Genomic DNA, 17910 nt, shown 5'->3' on the forward strand with positions numbered 1-17910 from the left:
ATTAGTATTAAACGGATATATTTTATCACTTTTTGGCCACGGTGACAATGTTCCAGCCCTGCCAGACACCAACTTTTTGCCCTTTTCTAACATAGTAATTTTGCACTACCGTAAAGCCAGCTAAATGCAATAATCGTTTCACCGATGACTTGCTAAAACCGTAGTAGTATCTATTCACTACATCGCCGTGCGCTGAAAAAGGCACCCAAACCCCGCGCCAATCAAGCTCACTTTGCCCAAGTAGCTTTTTGAGCAAAGAAGCAAAATACAACCGTCGATACTTACCTTGACGTAAATTCCAATTTGTCATTATAATGTAACCCCCGCCTGATAAATGATGATATGCATTTTGGATCACTTTTAAGCGCAGTTCAGGCGACGGTATGTGATGCAACGAGGCAATCAAAAAAATCACATCATATTTTTTCGGAAGTGAAAAATTTGTTATATCGCCGACTATGAACTTAGCTTTGGGGTAGCGCTTTTTCGCCGCTTGGATAATTGGTTCGCTAATATCAAGCCCGGTGTAATTCACCTTCGTATCGGTTAAAGCATCTAGTAAGCGCCCGTTGCCGCATCCCAAATCTAAAATCTTTGCGCCAGTCGGCACAAATTCAATAAAATCACTAAATTCTGGCCAAGCGAACCGGCGTGAATCATTAAAAAAATCACTTACCTGCTCGTAAGCTAACTTATTTTGCTGTAAAATATTTTTGACTACACTTTTTTTCATGAACCAAGCTCAATTAAAAAATATCATAACCAATTTGTCTAAAACCCGAATTAAAAATCGGGAGAATTTTAATACCTTAGTTAAACGTTACGCCGGTAGCTACCAAGAACCCTCGCCACTTAATTCTGAACTTTTACAAGCTTATCGTCAACTGGTCAAGTCAAAAAAAATTAAACCAAGCAAAGGCTTAGAAAAGCACTTACAGAAACGCTCGGTGCGAAGCATGTCCGGAGTAGCCGTAATTACCTGCCTCACTAAACCAATGGGCTGTCCGCACACGTGCGTGTTTTGCCCGACCGAAGACCGCATGCCCAAAAGTTATTTATCTAATGAGCCGGCGGTGATGCGCGCGCTGATGAATCAATGGGATCCATACCGCCAAGTTAAAACTCGACTGAAAGCGCTTAGTCGGCACGGCCACGCGACTGACAAAATCGAACTGATTGTGATTGGGGGCACCTGGTCGGCACATCCCAAACGTTATCAAGCATGGTACGTCAAAAGATTGCTGGACGCATTAAATGGTAAAACTAGCACAACCTTACTACAAGCCCAAAAGTTAAATGAAAAAGCTTCGCACCGCTGCGTCGGGCTGACGTTGGAAACCCGGCCGGATTGGATTGATGAAGCTGAAATTAAACAGCTACGTAAACTCGGTTGCACGCGAGTAGAAATTGGCATTCAAAATCCACGCGATGACATTTTAAAATTATCTCGCCGTGGCCACGGTGTGAAAGAAATTGTTCAAGCCACAAAACTATTAAAAGAAGCTGGGTTTAAAATTTGTTACCATACTATGCCGCAACTGCCCGGAAGCACCCCCGCGATTGATTTGCAAATGTACAAAGATTTGTACGGCAAAGAAAAATTTCAACCAGATTTGGTAAAAATTTATCCAACCGCGGTAGTTAAAACTGCAGAACTATATGACTGGATGAAGCGCGGAGACTACACGCCTTATTCCGACGCTAAGTTAAAAACAGTGTTGAAAAAAGCGAAGTTACTTACTCCTGAATATGTCAGAATTGTGAGATTAATTCGCGACATCCCGGCTGAATCAATTGAAGGCGGAAACAAAATAACCAACTTAAGACAATTGATTAGCTATGAATTGAAAAAAGAAAGCAAGGCATGCCAATGCATCCGTTGTCGGGAAGTCGGGCATCAATCAGAAAATAAAAAATCGCTTGGGCAACCCATTAAACTAAGAGTTAAAAAGTACCGGGCGTCAGGCGGTACTGAATACTTTATCAGCTTCGCAAGCCAAGACAACGCTATATTGTACGCCTACGTCAGGCTACGAATTAACGACGAATCCAAAGACCACCATCTGCAAGAATTACGCAACGCGGCGCTGATTAGAGAAATTCACACTTACGGCCCGCACGTAAAATTGGGCGAGTCAGGCATGATCCAGCACACTGGCCTTGGCAAAAAATTAATGGCCGAAGCTGAATACATCGCTGGACAAGAAAATCGTAAGCGTATTAAGGCTAAAAAATCTTCTATTGCAAAAGTGGCTGTGATTGCCGCTGCCGGAGTGCGCGAATATTACCGCAAGCTAGGGTACCGCCTGGACGGCACGTATATGAGCAAGAGGCTATTAGCAACTGGCAAGTAGCATGTCCCCTCTTATTTTAAGAGGGGACAGAACCTGCGCTAAAGCGAAACACAGTGCAGGACAGTTCTGTACCGAGCTCCGCTCTGGTACAGGGGGAGTTACTAAATGTCATCTTGAGCGAAGCGTTAGCGGAGCCGAAAGATCTCACACATATATAACCCTACGTATGAGATTTCTCCACTCGCCTATGGCTCGGTCGAAATGACAAATTAAACAACTCCCCTAGTGCCCATGAGGAAAAGTTTTACGGAACCTATATGGTCAAAGAACATAAGTACTATTTAATGGCCGATATACTTACGGAAAAGTAGTATAAGCAATAACGGGCCATATACCTTCTCTCCGATTCGGAGAGGGAACGACCGATTAACTTCTTCGCGATATGAAAGCGGTGTGCTAAAATGAATTTATTATAAAAGTAATCTAAAACCATGGAATATCTCAAAAATCAAGATCAGGAGGTCGTTGATATACTTAATCGTGAATTGGAGCGAATCAGGGGTGGTGTGGAATTAATACCTTCTGAAAATTTCGTCTCCCGGGCAGTGATGGAAGCGATGGGCACAATTATGACGAACAAGTATTCTGAAGGTTATCCAGGTAAGCGTTATTATGGCGGTAATGAACATGTTGATGAAGTTGAAAACTTGGCAATTGAACGCGCCAAACAACTTTTCGGCGCTGAACACGTTAATGTCCAACCCTACAGCGGTTCCCCGGCCAACATGGCGGTCTTTTTTGCACTCATGAATCCCGGCGATACGTTCATGGGGTTAGACCTCAATGCTGGCGGGCACCTAACCCATGGTTCCGCAGTAAATTTTTCCGGCCGCTTATTTAAATGCGAACCTTATAATGTCAGACCAGACACCGGATATTTAGACATGGATGAGATTCGCGAGCAGGCCAAGCGAATCAGGCCCAAAATGATTTTATCGGGACTAACTGCCTATCCGCGGGAAATTGATTTTAAAGCCTTTCAAAAAATTGCCGATGAGGTTGGGGCTTACCACTTTGCCGATATTTCACACATTGCGGGATTGATAGCTGGCAGTGTCCATCAAAGCCCAGTGCCGCATTGCGATGTCGTAACCACAACTACCCACAAAACATTGCGCGGACCGCGTGGCGCGATAATTATGTCTAAACTTGAAGACAAATATCATGATAAGCTCCGTCCGGACGAAAAGAAAAATTTAGCCCAGTTAATTGATTTTCACGTTTTCCCGGGCATGCAAGGCGGCCCCCATGATCACATCACTACAGCTAAAGCGGTCGCGTTTAAAGAAGCGCTAAAACCGTCGTTTAAAAATTACGCGCAACAAATCGTTAAAAACGCTAAGCGTTTATCAGAAGAACTGATGAGCCGAGACATTGCTTTAACCAGCAATGGAACTGACAATCACTTAATGGTCATTGATTTAACCAAGTCAGATTTAACCGGGCAAGGTAAAGACATCCAAGACGCTCTTGATGTGGTCGGAATTTTTACGAATAAAAATACTGTCCCCTATGAGCCGGCAAGCCCGTTTAAGCCTTCCGGTATTCGCATTGGAACTCCAGCCATTACTACCCGAGGACTAATTGAAGATGACATGGTTGTGATTGCCGACGGCATTGCAAAAATTATCAAAAATCATAAAAGTGAAAGCGTTAGAGGCGATGTCAAAAAATCAATCACCGAGCTGTGTGATAAATACCCGCTGTACCCTAAGCTAAAATATTAAAATGCCAAAGCCTAGCCTATCAACAACCTACGGCCAAGCCATTAAGCGGATAAGCAAAGGCAGCGGCATGCCTACTCAATCTTTTATTAAGGCGCTCGGTGATGAAATTCCCGAACTTAAACATAGTTCATACCGACCACCTTCAGAACATAAAATTAAGGCCGGCTTAAAAAAACTAGAAGCCAAAAGGGCGGCCGGAGAGCTTTCGCCAACAGTGGAGCGAGGGTTAAGAAAATACGGCCTACATGACATTAGCTCAACGGTCAGGCAATCAAAAAATGCCGCTAGATTGACCAAGGCGGATTTGGCTGATACTTCTCAAGACGTAAAAATTGAAGAGCAAATCGCCCAAGAATCAGGCGGGGCTACAAGGGCTGCGGATGTTTCTGATCCCCTTGCCGAGCGCCACAAAACTGAATTTAAAAGCGCGGCTCGGGCTTCAGCCCAAGCTCAAAATAGAAAACAACCTGATTTTAAAACTGCCCAACGGCAATCTTATTCCAGTATTTCAGACGTGCCCCAAAAATCACAAAAAAAGGATGAACTTGAATCTCCGAAACCAAAAATACGCATACCCGGCAAAAATAATCTATTCGTTGATGAGGCTGAATTAGAGGATATGGACATTGGCTAAAATATGTCTTTCTCGATTGGCATTGTCGGGCTGCCTAACGTTGGCAAATCAACTCTGTTCAAAGCGCTAACTAAAGTCCAAGTTGACGCTTCTAATTTTCCCTTTTGTACGATTGAGCCTAATGTTGGAGTTGTCGCGGTCCCCGACGTGCGATTGGAAAAATTATCTCAAGTTTCTAAATCCAAAAAAACTATCCCCACCACAATTGAATTTGTGGATATTGCCGGACTCGTGGCCGGTGCGCACAAGGGAGAAGGTTTAGGCAACAAATTTTTGGCTCATATTCGCGATGTTGACGCGATTGCGGAAGTGGTCCGAAATTTTGCTGATGCAAATGTCACTCACGTGGGCGGAAAAATTGATCCTGAAGCCGATAAAAAAACTATTGGCATTGAATTAATTTTAGCTGATATTCAAACTTTGGAAAAAGTTAGCGTTAAATTAGAAAAAGAAGCGCGCGGGCAAGATAAACAAGCCACTAAGAAATTGAGCATTGTTAAAAAAACTTTAGAGGCATTAAATAATGAGCAATTTGTTAACTCAGTTGAGCTTGATCCAGAAGAACGAAACTTACTCAAAGAGTATAATTTGCTAACACTCAAACCAATTATTTATATTTTAAATGTTGATGAAGCTGATATTGAAAAGGCGCATGATGGCTACGTCACTGTCTCGGCAAAAATCGAATCAGAAATTGCGGAGCTAAGCGATGCGGAGATAAAAGAATATCTAGATTCCATGAACTTAAAACAAACCGGCCTAGATAGATTAATTAGCGCGGCTTATAAAATTTTAAATTTAGACACTTTTTTCACTTCTGGACCGGAAGAATCGCGCGCTTGGACAATTACTAAAGGCACCAAGGCGCCCCAAGCGGCCGGGGCTATTCATACGGATTTTGAAAGAGGATTTATCCGAGCTGAAATTATCAATTGGGAAGACTTTGTTAGTTTGGGCGGAGAACCTCAAGCCCGAGAAGCTGGCAAATTGAGAACTGAAGGCAGAGATTACATTGTCAAGGACGGCGATGTATGCCATTTTCTATTTAATTAAATTAGGTGTATAATATAAATATGCAACTGGATAAGCAAAATAATGAAATAAAGAAACTGCAACGTAAAATCAGGCTTTTATTTATTTTAATGCCGGTTCTTTTTATTATTAGTTTTGCCTTATATGGTTACGGCGCGGTACAGGGCAACTACAATAAACAGACGGGCGACCAACTAACCGCTGCCGACTGGAACACATTGACTACAGATTTTGAGATTTCTTGGCAGGATGTTAATTTAACTGACAATGCGTCCTTTGACGTTAATTGCGAATATCGCATGAGTATATCCGGTGACACCTCACGTGCGTATGCTCATGTGGTGTCACCTTCCGGACTTATTTTTGAAACTTCATCGGCCTCCTTTAGGCTAGCTAGCATCCCCGCAAACGAAAAAGGATTTTTAGATATCGTTGAAGACGGAAATACAGCTAATATTATCCTCAACAACCCCTTTGCTGTTTCCAGCATCCAAAAACTTTGCCCTACATAGTAAAGACGTTAATTTCCCTTACCACTTTTTGATCAACGCGGCTATAAACTAGCGGCGTTTTGTTTTGTTTAACCCATCCGTCGCCTTGAAGGGTTGGCATGATATTCATTTTTACCTCGCGATTTTTATGCTTGAAAATTGGAAATATAATTACAACCCGACCCCCTTTTTTTAAAACTTTTTTAAATTCATCAAAGGCGTTCAAATAAAGCTGCTCCAGCTCGGCCATTTCTTTACTTAAGCTATCCGTAGATTCGTTACCTTTTTTTGGTTTACCTAAATAAGGCTCAGAAATTATAGCGTCAACTGAATTTTTGTTAACAAAGGTAGAAATAGCTTCAGCCGGGGAATTAAAAAGCTTGAGGCTGGCTTTAATTTTGTATTTATCTTTTAGCCAAGCTAAATTGTTTTCCGTATCTTTAATTGCTTTTTCAGAGATATCGCTACCAACTACATTTTGATAGCCCATTAAAATTGCCTCTTGTAACATAGTCCCCGATCCGCAAAAAGGATCTAAGATGTTGGCATTTAGGGCGGTTTGAGACAGGTTAATCATAATTTTAGCTAGTTTCGGCGGCATTGAGCCAGAAAGCATATCTCGTTTCGGCCGGCCATAATCACGCTCGCTAAACGCTTTAAAATCTTGCACTGCGATAGTGCGGCCCCAATACCCGATGGGTTCTCCCCCTTTTGAAGGGGGAGATAAAGAGGGGGTTGATACTACTATAATTTCAGAACCATTGGCGAGCAATTTATTTTTCTCAACTATAACTGACGACAATTGTTTTTCCTTTGACGTTACCAGCCGAGAACTAACACCTTTTTCTTTTAGTTGTTTTTTTATAGCCAGGCCAATTTTTTTATCTTCTGTGCCATACCAGCTAAAGCCAAAAAATATTTTCTTAGATTTATCAGCATTGTTCAAAATCATCTGCTCAATATTTTCCGCACTAAATTCTTGATCCGAAGCTTGGGCAATTTTTATTGTACCGCCCAATCGTTCAATCGCCTGCCTAGGGCTAATTTCCCCCTCCACGATTAATACCGGGGGTTCAAATGACAACTTTTTAAGCCTTGGCCAAACTGCAAACACTTCCGCTTTACAAAGTTCATGATTTCGACCTAGTATAAAGATATATTTCGCCATGATGAAATTATAACATACAAAACTATGCCTGAAACTGAATCATTTGAACCAAGCCAAAATGATGAACTAGAAGGGGCTCGTGAAAAACTTCAAGCTTTGGTTGAAGAAAATTTTACTCAATTTGCCCAAATTACCAATGAAATGAAAGAAATAGCCGAGAGGTTAAACCGTCGAAAACCAGCGAAAATTTTAGATACGGAGATAGCGGCAATGGAGCAATTTGCTGGGGTTAAAAAATGATCTTTTGCATCAAATTGCCGGTGCTAATTCCAACCAAGAACTGGAAGAAGTTAATAGCCAATTAAATGAGGCCAAAGTAGCTTTTGAGTCATCCAGTCAGCCGCGGAGGAAAAACCTTGAAGAGTTTGAGGCAAAAATGAACTGACATTGACATAAAAATCTTTATTTGCTAGGATACTCCTATCCTTTCCCAATGCGTTCGCTTGAGGCGAGCTGTCCTGTGGCTTAAGACCATAGGAAAAGGTAAACTTTAAAGTCAAATTGGATAAAAAAAGTTTATTTTTTCTGCAATCTTAAGTCCGGCGCCAACCGGATTTTTATAATGCCTCCTCTGCCTGCCCTTTCGCCCAGAGGGCGATCCACCTCTGGCGGAAACAGGGGAACTATACACTAATAAAAATTATGCATTACGAATTACTTTATATCATCCCCGGCACTTTTGCCGAAAATGAAATTGACCCGGTCAGGTCAAAAGTTTCTGACTTGGTAAAACAAAGCGGCAAGGTGACAGCCGAAACCGCCCTGGGCAAAAAAAAGCTAGCTTATCCAATCAAACACATGGCCCAAGGTTATTATGAAATTGTAGAATTTGATGCTGAGCCAACAGATATGAAAAAGCTAGATACAAATTTAAAATTATATAACGACGTATTGCGACATTTAATTGTTAAAAAGGAAATCGTCTCAGGGCCGGCTCATGTTAGCCGAGAGCGCGTACCAGACGCGCCAAAACTGGTTAAAGAAATTCCAACCAAAGATCATGCTTCAGAGAAAAAAACAAAATCAATTGACATTGATAAAAAGCTTGATGAAATATTAGAAGACAACATGTTATAATTAGGGGGCGGCAAACGTTTTGAAGCGGCGCTGCTTAAATAGTAAGAACAATTTTATGGATCTAAATAAAGTCATGCTCATCGGCCGATTAACGCGAGACCCCGAAGCTCGCTCAACGCCTTCGGGCCAATCAGTTTGTTCGTTTTCTGTCGCTACTAGCCGAAACTGGACCGACCAACAAGGACAAAAACAAGAAAAAACAGAATTTCACAACATTGTTGCTTGGGGTAAATTAGCTGATATTTGCAGCCAGTATTTAAACAAGGGCAAGCAAGTCTATATTGAAGGTCGATTGCAAACTCGTGATTGGGAAGGACAAGACGGCGTAAAGCGCTACCGCACAGAAGTGATAATGGATAATATGATTATGCTTGGATCAAAAGGCAGCGGTGGCGGAGCACCAAGCGGGCCAAGCACACCAATTATTACTGAAGATGTACCGACAGGCAAATCAGATACTGACAAGGGTAAAAAAGGCGGGGATGATGAGATTAATGTAGAAGATATCCCGTTTTAACTAACCCCTCTCTGCCAAAGGCTGATCCGCCTCTGGCGGAGACTTCGCCTGCCTGCCGGCAGGCAGGCTCGGGGAATTAATACTATTCAATGAAAAAAAAGCACAAAGGGCCATTAGCCAAAGACCGTTACTGTTTCTTTTGCGTTAATGACTTCAAGGAAATTGACTATAAAAATACAAACGTTTTGAGGCGTTTTATCTCTTCTTATGCCAAAATTGTACCGCGTAAAAGAAGCGGGGTATGTGCTTGGCATCAACGTAAATTGGCCACTGCCATCAAACGCGCGCGAAGCATGGCGTTATTACCTTTCACTTCACGGTAAAAACTCCCTCTCCCGGCGGGAGAGGGTAGGGGTGAGGTTAGGAGTTGAAAACCAAGTGCCTCCCCTATTAAGGGTGGAGAGGAAGGGTTAATTCCTCCTTTTCTAAAGGAGGTACCCCGACGCTACGTCGTGGCGGAGGATTTAGACAAGTATTAAAAATCCCTCCCTCCGCCGCTATGGCGGAGTACTCCCTTTATTAAAGAGAGAATAACCACCTAAGTCCCCCTTGACAGGGGGAAATAAAAAATTATGTCAATAAACACACTAAATGACATCAAGCAAGGCACTAACGTCCTTTATCAGGGCGAACCTTATATTGTGGTGGAAGCTAAATTTGTTCGAATGCAACAACGCAAACCGGTTATGCAAACTAAGCTTAAGAATTTAATCTCGGGCAAAGTTGTAGAGTATAATTTCAAAGCCGGGGAAACAGTTGAGGAGGCAAATTTAAGCCGTACCAAAGCTAATTTTTTATATGCCGATGATTCTGGCTTTAACTTTATGGATGAAACAAGCTACGAACAGTTCTCGCTTGACGCTGATGTGATTGGCGATAAAAAAGACTTTCTAAAAGAAGGCAATCAAATTGACGTATTAAATTTTGAAGATAAGCCAGTTAGCATTTCTTTGCCGGCTAAAATTAATCTCAAGGTAACTTCGGCACCGGAAGGTGTTAAGGGCGACACGGCGCAGGGCCGAGTAACAAAAACTGCGGAATTAGAAACCGGCGCAACAGTGCAAGTCCCCCTCTTTATCAAAACTGGCGATACTATCAAAATCAACACTGAAACTGGAGAATACGTCGAGCGGGTATAATAAATGAAAAATAAGACTATAAGCACAGGCAATCTTATTGTGGGCGTATTAGTTTTTCTTGCTACCGTCATTGGATTTTTTTTTACATCAAATAAGCAGAACCTGAAAATTAATGGCGACAATAATGAACAATCACAAGATTATTATGAAGATAGCATAAAGAACGAAACAAATACTACCAATCGGTTAAATGCTGGTGATATAACTAACAGCAACGTAGCCGTTGGGGGGGATGTTAATATTGGTGAAATTCAAGCAAGGCTAGACGATGCCTCAAAAAGTAAATTGATTAAACTAATAGACCAACATGAAATTACTCAAATATCCAGATTGATTTTAAATGCCGACACTTTAATAACTGCCCAGGATATTATTGATGCGCTTTATATGTATGGCGTAATATTGCCGCCAAAGCATGATATAGTTTTTGATCCTCCTGTCGATACAATAAAATTTTATCCTAACGGCGATGGTACCCATACATTACTACTGAACGTTCCGGGAGAAGGTATAGAATTTTCTCTGTAAATCAAAGAACCCCGCTCTATAGCGGGGTTCTTTGATTATTCATTTTATTTTTGTTCTTCTTTTTCCGGCTCCGGGCCGCCGGCTTTTGACTCTTCTTCGTCCGGCGGTACGCCTTGGCGGACTACTTCCCAAACTTTTTTAGTAATTTCATTCATCATTTTAGTATCTTCAGCTAAGCCTTTCTTCGCGTTTTCGCGGCCGACGCCAAGCTTCGCTTCGCCATAACTATACGAATTGCCGGACTTGGAGATAGTCCCGTAGTGCGTACCTGCGTCTAAGACATCGCCAGACCTATCAATGCCCTGGTTATACATGATGTCAAATTCAGTCGTTTTAAACGGCGCGGAAATTTTATTTTTTACAATTTTTACTTTAACGCGATTGCCAATAATAGAATCGCCTTGTTTAATCTGCGCCGAGCGGCGAACTTCAATCCTTACCGACGCGTAGAATTTAAGTGCGTTCCCCCCAGTCGTAGTTTCCGGATTGCCGAAAAAAACGCCTATTTTTTGCCGGGTTTGGTTAATGAATATAACCACGGTTTTGGATTTAGAGATAATGCCGGTCAACTTGCGTAATGCCTGACTCATCAAACGCGCCTGTAACGCCATGTGTGATTGCCCCATCTCCCCTTCTAATTCAGCCTTAGGAGTAAGCGCGGCCACCGAATCCACTACAATCACATCCACCGCGTTGGAGCGAACCAGAGTCTCCACAATATCTAGCGCCTGTTCGCCATTGTCTGGCTGGGAGATTAATAATTCATTCACGTTCACACCGATCTTTTTCGCGTATTCTGGGTCAAGGGCGTGTTCGGCATCAACAAATGCCGCTGTACCGCCCAATTTTTGTACCTCAGTCACAATGTGTTGGGCTAATGTTGTTTTACCCGATGCTTCCGGACCATATATTTCTATAATCCGTCCGCGTGGTACGCCGCCAGCGCCAAGGGCAATGTCCAGCGATAAACTTCCGGTCGGAATCACATCCACCTTCATTGTTTTCGCTTCCCCTAATTTCATAATCGCGCCATCGCCAAACCGTTGCTTGATTTGCTCAACGGCTTGGTTTACGCCTCCCCCCATTGTTGCTGCGCCGGTTTTAGCTTTTCGGGCCATAAATTTCCTTATTTATTAATTATTTTCGCTCACGACAATACGCCGATAAATGGTTTGCTCTTTGCCGTGTTTTTTATGTGCAGTTATTTTAATGATATTAGTGCCATTATGCAAATCTAGCTCTTCTGCAAAGCTGCCGTCCGCATTTGTCACAATAGTTTTACCGTTGATGGCAATTGTGACCTCGGGGTCAGTTTGGCCCATCAGGGTCGTTACCTGGCTATTAATAACAAGGTCTTCGGCCGGACTGATAATATTTAATGTTGGAGGACTAATTATCGCTTGAACCCTAAACCCGACATAAACCACAACCGCCAGAAACGCCAAGGTAATGATACTATTTCTAACTAGCTTGGGCGTGGCTAAAAAATGCCAGCGCGAAGCCTTCATCACGGGCTTATAATGTTTAACATTGGCAATTTTAACTTGCTTTCTGGCATTCGTCTCTTCCAAAAATAAATGCTCTAATTTTTTCACCGGTAATTCCAAAGCTTGTGCGTAAACTCGTAAAAAATTTTTAGCGTACACTAACCCAGGCATTTTTTCGTAACTGCCGCTTTCTAAAGCCAATAAATAGTTAAACGATATTTTTGTATCTTTAGATACTTCTTGCAAATCCAAGCCTAACTCTTGGCGCTTAGATTTTAAAGTCTCGCCAACTGTACGCTCTGATTTAATTTTTCGTACAAGAAAACTTGTCATATTCTTCATGTAGTAGTAACAAAATTATTTTAGGATAGGCCTATACCTTTTAGGTTCCCTCTCCGATGACGGAGAGGGCTAGGGTGAGGTAAGGAATCACAATCATTACTTATAAATATCCAATCTTCTAAATTCGTAACCTCACCCTGACCCTCTCCCGCAGGGGACGTCTGACGTCCCAGGGAGAGGGGACACTCTATTTTAATACTTCTTTCAAATTTAGCTTACTTATCGTAATTTTCATTTCCTTAATTAACTATCTGCCATTCGCTATTTGCTATTTTTCCTCCTCTTCTTTGTAATCACCCTCGTCTTCGCCTTCGACTTCTTCATCTTCACTGTCTTCCGTCTTTTCCTCCTCTGGCTCATCTTCACCTTCTTCGTAATCGCTCTCATCCTCATCTTCAACTTCTAGGTCACCATGTTTTTGCTCATCATACTCTTCTTCGGCCACGGTCGGATCTAAAATTTCACGAGGTTTAGCGCCATCAGCCGGGCCAATAAAACCTTGCTGCTCTAAAATATCTAAAATCCGAGCCGCGCGAGCATAACCCACCCTCAACCGCCGCTGCAGAAGCGAAGCTGAGGCCTTGCCGGCTTGAATAATAATTTGTTTAGCATCTCCCAAAAGCTCATCTTCACCGCCTTCATCGTCCACCCCGCTGCCAATCTCAACCCCGGTTTGTTTTTCTGTAATCCCATCGATGTATTCAGCATTAGACTTATCTTTAAGGTAGCGGACCACTTTTTTTACTTCTTCTTCGGTGGCAAAAGCGCCCTGCAGCCTGATTGGCTTACCCAATTCAGCGGTTAAAAACAACATGTCGCCCCGGCCCATTAATTTTTCAGCGCCTGGCAAATCAAGGATAGTGCGAGAATCAATTAAAGAAGCGACTGAAAAAGCAACTCGGGCCGGTATATTAGCTTTCATAAGGCCAGTAATTACATCAACAGACGGCCGCTGGGTGGCAAGAACCAAATGAATACCAACGGCTCTGGCCATTTGGGCTAAGCGGATAATGCCGGCTTCAACTTCAGCTCCTGAAGTGCTCATCAAATCAGCTAACTCGTCAATAATAAATACAATAACTGGCAGTTTATCGTGGGCCTTTTTGTTATAAGTTAAAATATTTCGGCTGCCTGACTTGGACAACAATTCAAAACGCCGCTCCATCTCAGCAATTGTCCATTTAAGCGCATTAATAGTCTTTTTAACATCAGTTATAACCGGCGTCAGCAAATGAGGGATACCGTTATACAACGGCAGCTCAACTCGTTTAGGATCCACCATAATAAATCGTAAATCCACCGGGCTATTTTGATATAGCAAGCTTAAAATTAATGTATTAATGGCTACACTTTTACCAGAGCCAGTAGCGCCGGCGATTAACAAATGCGGCATGGTCGTTAAATCTGCCACAAAAGATTGGCCTTTAACGTTTTTCCCAAGGGCAATGGTAAGACTGCTTTTGCGTGCTTTATATTCAGGGCTTTCCAAAAGTTCACGCAAGCTAACGGTCGCGGCACTGACGTTTGGCACTTCAATACCGACCAACGATTTGCCGGGGATCGGCGCTTCAATTCTAATTGGATGAGCGGCTAAGGCCAAGGCTAAATCATTATTTAAAGACACAATTTTTGAAAGCTTGACACCTTCAGCCGGCTTTAAGGTATATTGAGTCACGGTCGGACCAACGTTCACCTCTCCCATATCTACATTAATGTGAAAATGTTGGAGCGTGCGCTTAATAATAATTTGATTGCCCTTAATATCCCCTGAAGTCGGCTTACTGCCGTTTTTACTTAACAAGTCCAACGGTAATTCAACTTCAGCTCCAGTGTATTGAATAGTGTGGCTATCCTGGTCAATGGTATCTCCGAGCGCAGCCTCTTCTTCGTCTTCGTCTTCCTCATCGTCCTCTGGCTCTGCCTCTTCTTCGTCTTCCTCGCCTACTTCTTTGGCGCTAAATTCTTCTTCCTCATCGTCTTCGTAATCTTCCTCGGCCTGCATATCTTTTGAGCGCTTAGCTTTTTCGTATTGCTGATCGGAAATTTTACCGCTCACTTTATCAATTAATAGCCTAGCGGAATGAATTGGGCGCAATAATGTTTCCAACGACGTATCAAAAAATAAAATTAACCCAATTAAAAATAAGGCGACTAACACGACTAGACTCACTAAAAATCCAGTGAAAGTTAGTAGTGGCCACGACAACACTAGCCCGAAATATCCGCCGCCGTATCCGAATTTGGCGGCAGTGACTAAACCGTCGCTATGCCATACTAAATGAATAAAACTTGAAAAACTGCCGACCAAAAGCAGCAAGCCAACAACATGGACGATTCTTAAATTATGCTCATCGGGCCGGAGCATTAGATAGCCCAAGGCCATAAAAACAATAAAGATATACCAACGGACCGCCCCAAAACCAATACTCAAAATAAAATCTAACTTTTCGCCTGCCACGCCAGCCACCCCAAGAAAACTTAACAGCGCCACAATCCCGAGTACAAAAAAAACGATAGCCAAAATTCCATTTTTGGCTTCTGTTGATAATCCTCCGATTTCATCATACCCTAGCTTTCGCCGACGCTTTGGTTTACCAAACCTCATAAGACTAAATTATATCATAAAGACACCTATTATAACAGGCGATAAAATAGCTAAAATTAGCCACCATTTGCCCCCTGCCAATGCTTTTGATTGTGGCACTTTCCAACCGATCATACAGGGGTTATCAACTGAGTGTTTGAACCGAGTCATAATTATTCTTTTAAATACAATTCAAAGTTCCATAACGAAAAACTAAGTTCGTCGCGGGCATCGCGCCAAAGATAGGGCGACCTTTCAGCTTCATTGCCGCATTGCCAGCCATGAATTACGCAATCGGTTCTGTCCAACTCCCAATTAATTGTGGATTTATTTGCGTACTCCATATAAATACATTAATTAGTTAATAGACTATTTGTATTACTTAAATCAACTGCCTTTAATTTTAATGGTCTGCCCATTAATTCTAAAAGCGGCCGGGACAGTATAAGTAACCTCTAAATAAGGACGTTGGCCGTCAGTGCCTTCGCTTGAGGCCCAATTATTTTGAAAATTAGCAGGGTTGCTCACGCTTCTAAATAACAAGCCATAGTTTACGCTTGGATTATCAACCCATTTTTGTGCCGCCGAAGTTATATCAAAGCTAATATAACGTTGGACACCCGTATCAGAAATACTTACACTGTCAACTGCCGTTGAATTATAATCAGTATCCGCCGTCAAAAGGCACACGCTTCCGGCCCAAGCTATAGTTGCGGATTCTTTATAGTTACATGACGGTTCGCCATCTGCGGCAATAGTAGCATCGCTATTTCCTTCCGGCCACCAATTATCATTGCCGCTTAAAATCTCATACAAGGCCACAGTGTCAGCTGCGTCTAAGATATTATAAAGATACAGTGTGGCCCCCATGACTGTAGCGCCGGTCGGGATGTCGGAAGTATCAATACGCATTACGGTATATTGCGCTCCAATGCCGTTACCGACAGCAAACGATGTGCTCGCACCAAAGTTGTAGGCGCGAGCGAATGAAAAAAAACCGTTATAGCTATCAAGCCTGGTATCGTCCCAGCGGCCAACATAATCATCACTGGTGTTGTCGCCGAACGTGCTTGTCACAACCTCGCCAGTACCTCCTCCGGGCCCCTTAATTATTACCTTCCTTACTCCCGGAATATAATAATCTACTTCTAAATAAGGGCGGCTACCATCAGTGCCTTCGCTTGAATGAAATTGAACTGAAGTATTAGAGGTCAATGAATCAAACCGCATAATAATGCCATAATTTGTGCTTGGATCTAAAACCCAACCTTGCACTTCGTCGGTCAAATCCAATGTAATGGTGGTGTCTGTTGTGGCGACCGGTAATGTCCCAATAGGGGTTGAATTATAATCAGTTCCGGCGGTGGCCATACCGGCACTGCCGCCCCAGGCAACGGTATTATATTCCTTATGGCTCCACGTGGGTTCATTAGCATTAGCTGTGGCCGTGCCATCACCGGCACCTTCCGGCCACCAGGCATCATTGCCAGATAAAATTTCATGTACCGGAATGCTTTCGGTTGAACTATGCAAAGATGAATCGCTGCTGTGATCATGCTCTAAATATAACGTGGCGTTGGTTACTATGGCATTACTGGGAATGTCTGAAACGTCAATCCGAATCAATTGATTAGCATCGTTACTGCTAATATTAAGACCATCTTTTTGAATTTGTAATAATGTATGAATGCCATAATTCCTGATTGTTAGATTAGTACCAAATGCGTTCATGCCGGCAATCATGGCGTCATTCCATTTTCCGGTAAAATCATCACCGGTATTATCACCAATCTTTATCGTTGCGCTGACAGCCTCAACTGGTTCCGGCTTGTCTGGCAATAAAAAATAAACCGCCAAGCCTAAAATGATTAAAATTAACAATAACTTTTTCATATGAAATGCTCAGAACAAACCATATCATCCGCATGCGGACGAGAATCCCTCGCCTTATCCTGGGAACCCAAATCAGGATGGGGATGATATTTTAGTATCTTCATAAGCGACCTTTTTTGTTTAAGTCTTTAATCTCTTCTATCGTTAAACGCCTCACTTCTTGCAATTTACTTATCTTTTTAATCATCTGTACGGCATAGCTTTCTTCATACATGCGATATCCGCCTTGAGAGCGCGCCGCTTCTTGCAATAAACCTTCCTTGGTATAAAAATTAATGGTGGAAGGTAAAACTCCAACCAATTTGGATAATTGACCAATCTTTAACAATTTTTTATTGGTCTTAAAATTAGCCATCTGATCCTCCTTCCTCATTGAGGCTCCCAATCTCCACCTCGCTAGTAGTGGTGGCAGGGGGGTTAGCTTCAACCACTATGGTGTCATCTGTGGGAGTCGGCGCAGGTTCGTCTTGGGCTAGTTCTTCGGTAGTGGTTGAGTTTTCATCCTCTGGTGTAGGGACAGGTTCATCTCCTTGGGCTACATCTGCTGAAGTGCCAATCACTGAAACGGTGGTGGTCGCAATTAAATCTGAGGCGTCGTCATACACTCTGACTTCAATTTCCACCTCTTGAGTGTGGGGGTTAGAGTAAAAAACTAAGCCTGATTTAATGTTGCCGGAAAACTGCCCGCCCGCGCCGTTATCTGACCAGGCGTATTTAAGATCATTAGTATTATCGCCAGAAACGATAACCCAAAGTTCAGTCTCTTGGCCCTGGGCAGTGTTAAATTGAGAGATACGCCACTCTTCAATGGCGTAAGAGTTAGAGCTATTAGTGTCTGAGTTATTAGCTAGGGCGATCCAATCAAAGCCAACATCCTCATCTTGCGTTTCATTAATGACGACCCGAAATCCATTAATGGTTTTTTCAATAACTTTAA

Annotated in this window: 19 protein-coding genes; 11 read left to right on the top strand and 8 right to left on the bottom strand. The window is 42.6% G+C overall.

Annotation, left to right across the window (positions count from 1 at the left end; genetic code table 11):
• Positions 1–25: 25 nt before the first annotated feature.
• Positions 26–733, bottom strand: a complete 708-nt coding sequence (locus COT81_02505; GenBank protein ID PIS05186.1) for a hypothetical protein — start codon at positions 731–733, stop codon at positions 26–28.
• Here COT81_02505 and COT81_02510 point away from each other — a divergent pair.
• The 5 genes from COT81_02510 (at position 732) to COT81_02530 (ending at position 6259) form a co-directional block, all read left to right on the top strand.
• A complete protein-coding gene (locus COT81_02510) occupies positions 732–2354 on the top strand; it encodes a tRNA uridine(34) 5-carboxymethylaminomethyl modification radical SAM/GNAT enzyme Elp3 (protein ID PIS05187.1) in 1623 nt (540 codons plus the stop codon). The two genes, COT81_02505 and COT81_02510, sit on opposite strands and share 2 nt — an antisense overlap.
• A 431-nt stretch (positions 2355–2785) precedes the next feature.
• On the top strand, positions 2786–4081 hold the full coding sequence (locus COT81_02515) for a serine hydroxymethyltransferase (protein ID PIS05188.1): 1296 nt from the start codon (positions 2786–2788) through the stop codon (positions 4079–4081).
• A gap of 1 nt (position 4082) precedes the next feature.
• Positions 4083–4715, top strand: coding sequence for a hypothetical protein (locus COT81_02520; protein ID PIS05189.1), 633 nt, complete (start codon positions 4083–4085; stop codon positions 4713–4715).
• 3 nt (positions 4716–4718) lie between these two features.
• Positions 4719–5768, top strand: a complete 1050-nt coding sequence (locus tag COT81_02525) for a redox-regulated ATPase YchF (GenBank protein ID PIS05190.1) — start codon at positions 4719–4721, stop codon at positions 5766–5768.
• A gap of 20 nt (positions 5769–5788) precedes the next feature.
• Positions 5789–6259 (top strand): hypothetical protein, encoded by a 471-nt coding sequence (locus tag COT81_02530; GenBank protein ID PIS05191.1) that lies wholly within the window; start codon positions 5789–5791, stop codon positions 6257–6259.
• Here COT81_02530 and COT81_02535 read toward each other — a convergent pair.
• Positions 6252–7406, bottom strand: coding sequence for a hypothetical protein (locus COT81_02535; GenBank protein ID PIS05192.1), 1155 nt, complete (start codon positions 7404–7406; stop codon positions 6252–6254). The genes COT81_02530 and COT81_02535 overlap by 8 nt on opposite strands.
• A 24-nt stretch (positions 7407–7430) precedes the next feature.
• On the opposite strand from COT81_02535, the gene COT81_02540 reads away from it, so the two are divergent.
• From COT81_02540 to COT81_02565, 6 genes are all read left to right on the top strand, one after another.
• Complete coding sequence (locus COT81_02540) at positions 7431–7646, top strand: hypothetical protein (GenBank protein PIS05193.1); 216 nt, start codon at positions 7431–7433, stop codon at positions 7644–7646.
• Between the two features lie 402 nt (positions 7647–8048).
• The gene (gene rpsF, locus COT81_02545) at positions 8049–8483 is read left to right on the top strand and encodes a 30S ribosomal protein S6 (GenBank protein ID PIS05194.1); all 435 of its coding nucleotides are present in this window, start codon (positions 8049–8051) and stop codon (positions 8481–8483) included.
• Between the two features lie 55 nt (positions 8484–8538).
• Positions 8539–9000: a single-stranded DNA-binding protein gene (locus COT81_02550; GenBank protein PIS05195.1), complete on the top strand. Its 462-nt coding sequence runs from the start codon at positions 8539–8541 to the stop codon at positions 8998–9000.
• 89 nt (positions 9001–9089) lie between these two features.
• Entirely contained in the window at positions 9090–9323 is a 234-nt protein-coding gene (gene rpsR / locus COT81_02555) for a 30S ribosomal protein S18 (GenBank protein ID PIS05196.1), read from the top strand.
• 249 nt (positions 9324–9572) lie between these two features.
• Positions 9573–10139: an elongation factor P gene (gene efp / locus COT81_02560; GenBank protein PIS05197.1), complete on the top strand. Its 567-nt coding sequence runs from the start codon at positions 9573–9575 to the stop codon at positions 10137–10139.
• Positions 10140–10142: 3 nt separating this feature from the next.
• On the top strand, positions 10143–10667 hold the full coding sequence (locus COT81_02565) for a hypothetical protein (GenBank protein PIS05198.1): 525 nt from the start codon (positions 10143–10145) through the stop codon (positions 10665–10667).
• 44 nt (positions 10668–10711) lie between these two features.
• Here COT81_02565 and recA read toward each other — a convergent pair whose 3' ends face one another.
• The 6 genes from recA to COT81_02595 all read right to left on the bottom strand — a co-directional run.
• Positions 10712–11752, bottom strand: a complete 1041-nt coding sequence (recA, locus tag COT81_02570) for a recombinase RecA (GenBank protein PIS05206.1) — start codon at positions 11750–11752, stop codon at positions 10712–10714.
• A gap of 48 nt (positions 11753–11800) precedes the next feature.
• The gene (locus tag COT81_02575) at positions 11801–12496 is read right to left on the bottom strand and encodes a hypothetical protein (protein ID PIS05199.1); all 696 of its coding nucleotides are present in this window, start codon (positions 12494–12496) and stop codon (positions 11801–11803) included.
• Positions 12497–12764: 268 nt separating this feature from the next.
• Positions 12765–15101 carry a cell division protein FtsK gene (locus tag COT81_02580; GenBank protein PIS05200.1) on the bottom strand — a complete coding sequence of 779 codons (2337 nt, stop codon included), beginning with the start codon at positions 15099–15101 and terminating at the stop codon, positions 12765–12767.
• Positions 15102–15467: 366 nt separating this feature from the next.
• Complete coding sequence (locus tag COT81_02585) at positions 15468–16973, bottom strand: hypothetical protein (protein ID PIS05201.1); 1506 nt, start codon at positions 16971–16973, stop codon at positions 15468–15470.
• Between the two features lie 100 nt (positions 16974–17073).
• Positions 17074–17346 (bottom strand): hypothetical protein, encoded by a 273-nt coding sequence (locus tag COT81_02590; GenBank protein PIS05202.1) that lies wholly within the window; start codon positions 17344–17346, stop codon positions 17074–17076.
• On the bottom strand, positions 17321–17910 hold a 590-nt coding region (locus COT81_02595; GenBank protein ID PIS05203.1), incomplete at its 5' end, for a hypothetical protein. The genes COT81_02590 and COT81_02595, both read right to left, overlap by 26 nt.

The sequence above is a fragment of the Candidatus Buchananbacteria bacterium CG10_big_fil_rev_8_21_14_0_10_42_9 genome, assembly GCA_002773845.1.
Taxonomy (GTDB): Bacteria; Patescibacteriota; Patescibacteriia; order Buchananbacterales; family 21-14-0-10-42-9; genus 21-14-0-10-42-9.

What these genes read in the sequence shown, in the direction of transcription:
- COT81_02590 (PIS05202.1), bottom strand. Translation starts at nt 17,346, where the DNA reads ATGAGGAAGGAGGATCAGATGGCTAATTTTAAGACCAATAAAAAATTG.
- COT81_02585 (PIS05201.1), bottom strand. Translation starts at nt 16,973, where the DNA reads ATGAAAAAGTTATTGTTAATTTTAATCATTTTAGGCTTGGCGGTTTAT.
- COT81_02530 (PIS05191.1), top strand. Translation starts at nt 5,789, where the DNA reads ATGCAACTGGATAAGCAAAATAATGAAATAAAGAAACTGCAACGTAAA.
- recA (PIS05206.1), bottom strand. Translation starts at nt 11,752, where the DNA reads ATGGGGGGAGGCGTAAACCAAGCCGTTGAGCAAATCAAGCAACGGTTT.
- rpsR (PIS05196.1), top strand. Translation starts at nt 9,090, where the DNA reads ATGAAAAAAAAGCACAAAGGGCCATTAGCCAAAGACCGTTACTGTTTC.
- COT81_02520 (PIS05189.1), top strand. Translation starts at nt 4,083, where the DNA reads ATGCCAAAGCCTAGCCTATCAACAACCTACGGCCAAGCCATTAAGCGG.
- rpsF (PIS05194.1), top strand. Translation starts at nt 8,049, where the DNA reads ATGCATTACGAATTACTTTATATCATCCCCGGCACTTTTGCCGAAAAT.
- COT81_02550 (PIS05195.1), top strand. Translation starts at nt 8,539, where the DNA reads ATGGATCTAAATAAAGTCATGCTCATCGGCCGATTAACGCGAGACCCC.
- COT81_02580 (PIS05200.1), bottom strand. Translation starts at nt 15,101, where the DNA reads ATGAGGTTTGGTAAACCAAAGCGTCGGCGAAAGCTAGGGTATGATGAA.
- COT81_02505 (PIS05186.1), bottom strand. Translation starts at nt 733, where the DNA reads ATGAAAAAAAGTGTAGTCAAAAATATTTTACAGCAAAATAAGTTAGCT.
- COT81_02565 (PIS05198.1), top strand. Translation starts at nt 10,143, where the DNA reads ATGAAAAATAAGACTATAAGCACAGGCAATCTTATTGTGGGCGTATTA.
- COT81_02525 (PIS05190.1), top strand. Translation starts at nt 4,719, where the DNA reads ATGTCTTTCTCGATTGGCATTGTCGGGCTGCCTAACGTTGGCAAATCA.
- COT81_02515 (PIS05188.1), top strand. Translation starts at nt 2,786, where the DNA reads ATGGAATATCTCAAAAATCAAGATCAGGAGGTCGTTGATATACTTAAT.
- COT81_02575 (PIS05199.1), bottom strand. Translation starts at nt 12,496, where the DNA reads ATGAAGAATATGACAAGTTTTCTTGTACGAAAAATTAAATCAGAGCGT.
- COT81_02535 (PIS05192.1), bottom strand. Translation starts at nt 7,406, where the DNA reads ATGGCGAAATATATCTTTATACTAGGTCGAAATCATGAACTTTGTAAA.
- COT81_02510 (PIS05187.1), top strand. Translation starts at nt 732, where the DNA reads ATGAACCAAGCTCAATTAAAAAATATCATAACCAATTTGTCTAAAACC.
- efp (PIS05197.1), top strand. Translation starts at nt 9,573, where the DNA reads ATGTCAATAAACACACTAAATGACATCAAGCAAGGCACTAACGTCCTT.
- COT81_02540 (PIS05193.1), top strand. Translation starts at nt 7,431, where the DNA reads ATGCCTGAAACTGAATCATTTGAACCAAGCCAAAATGATGAACTAGAA.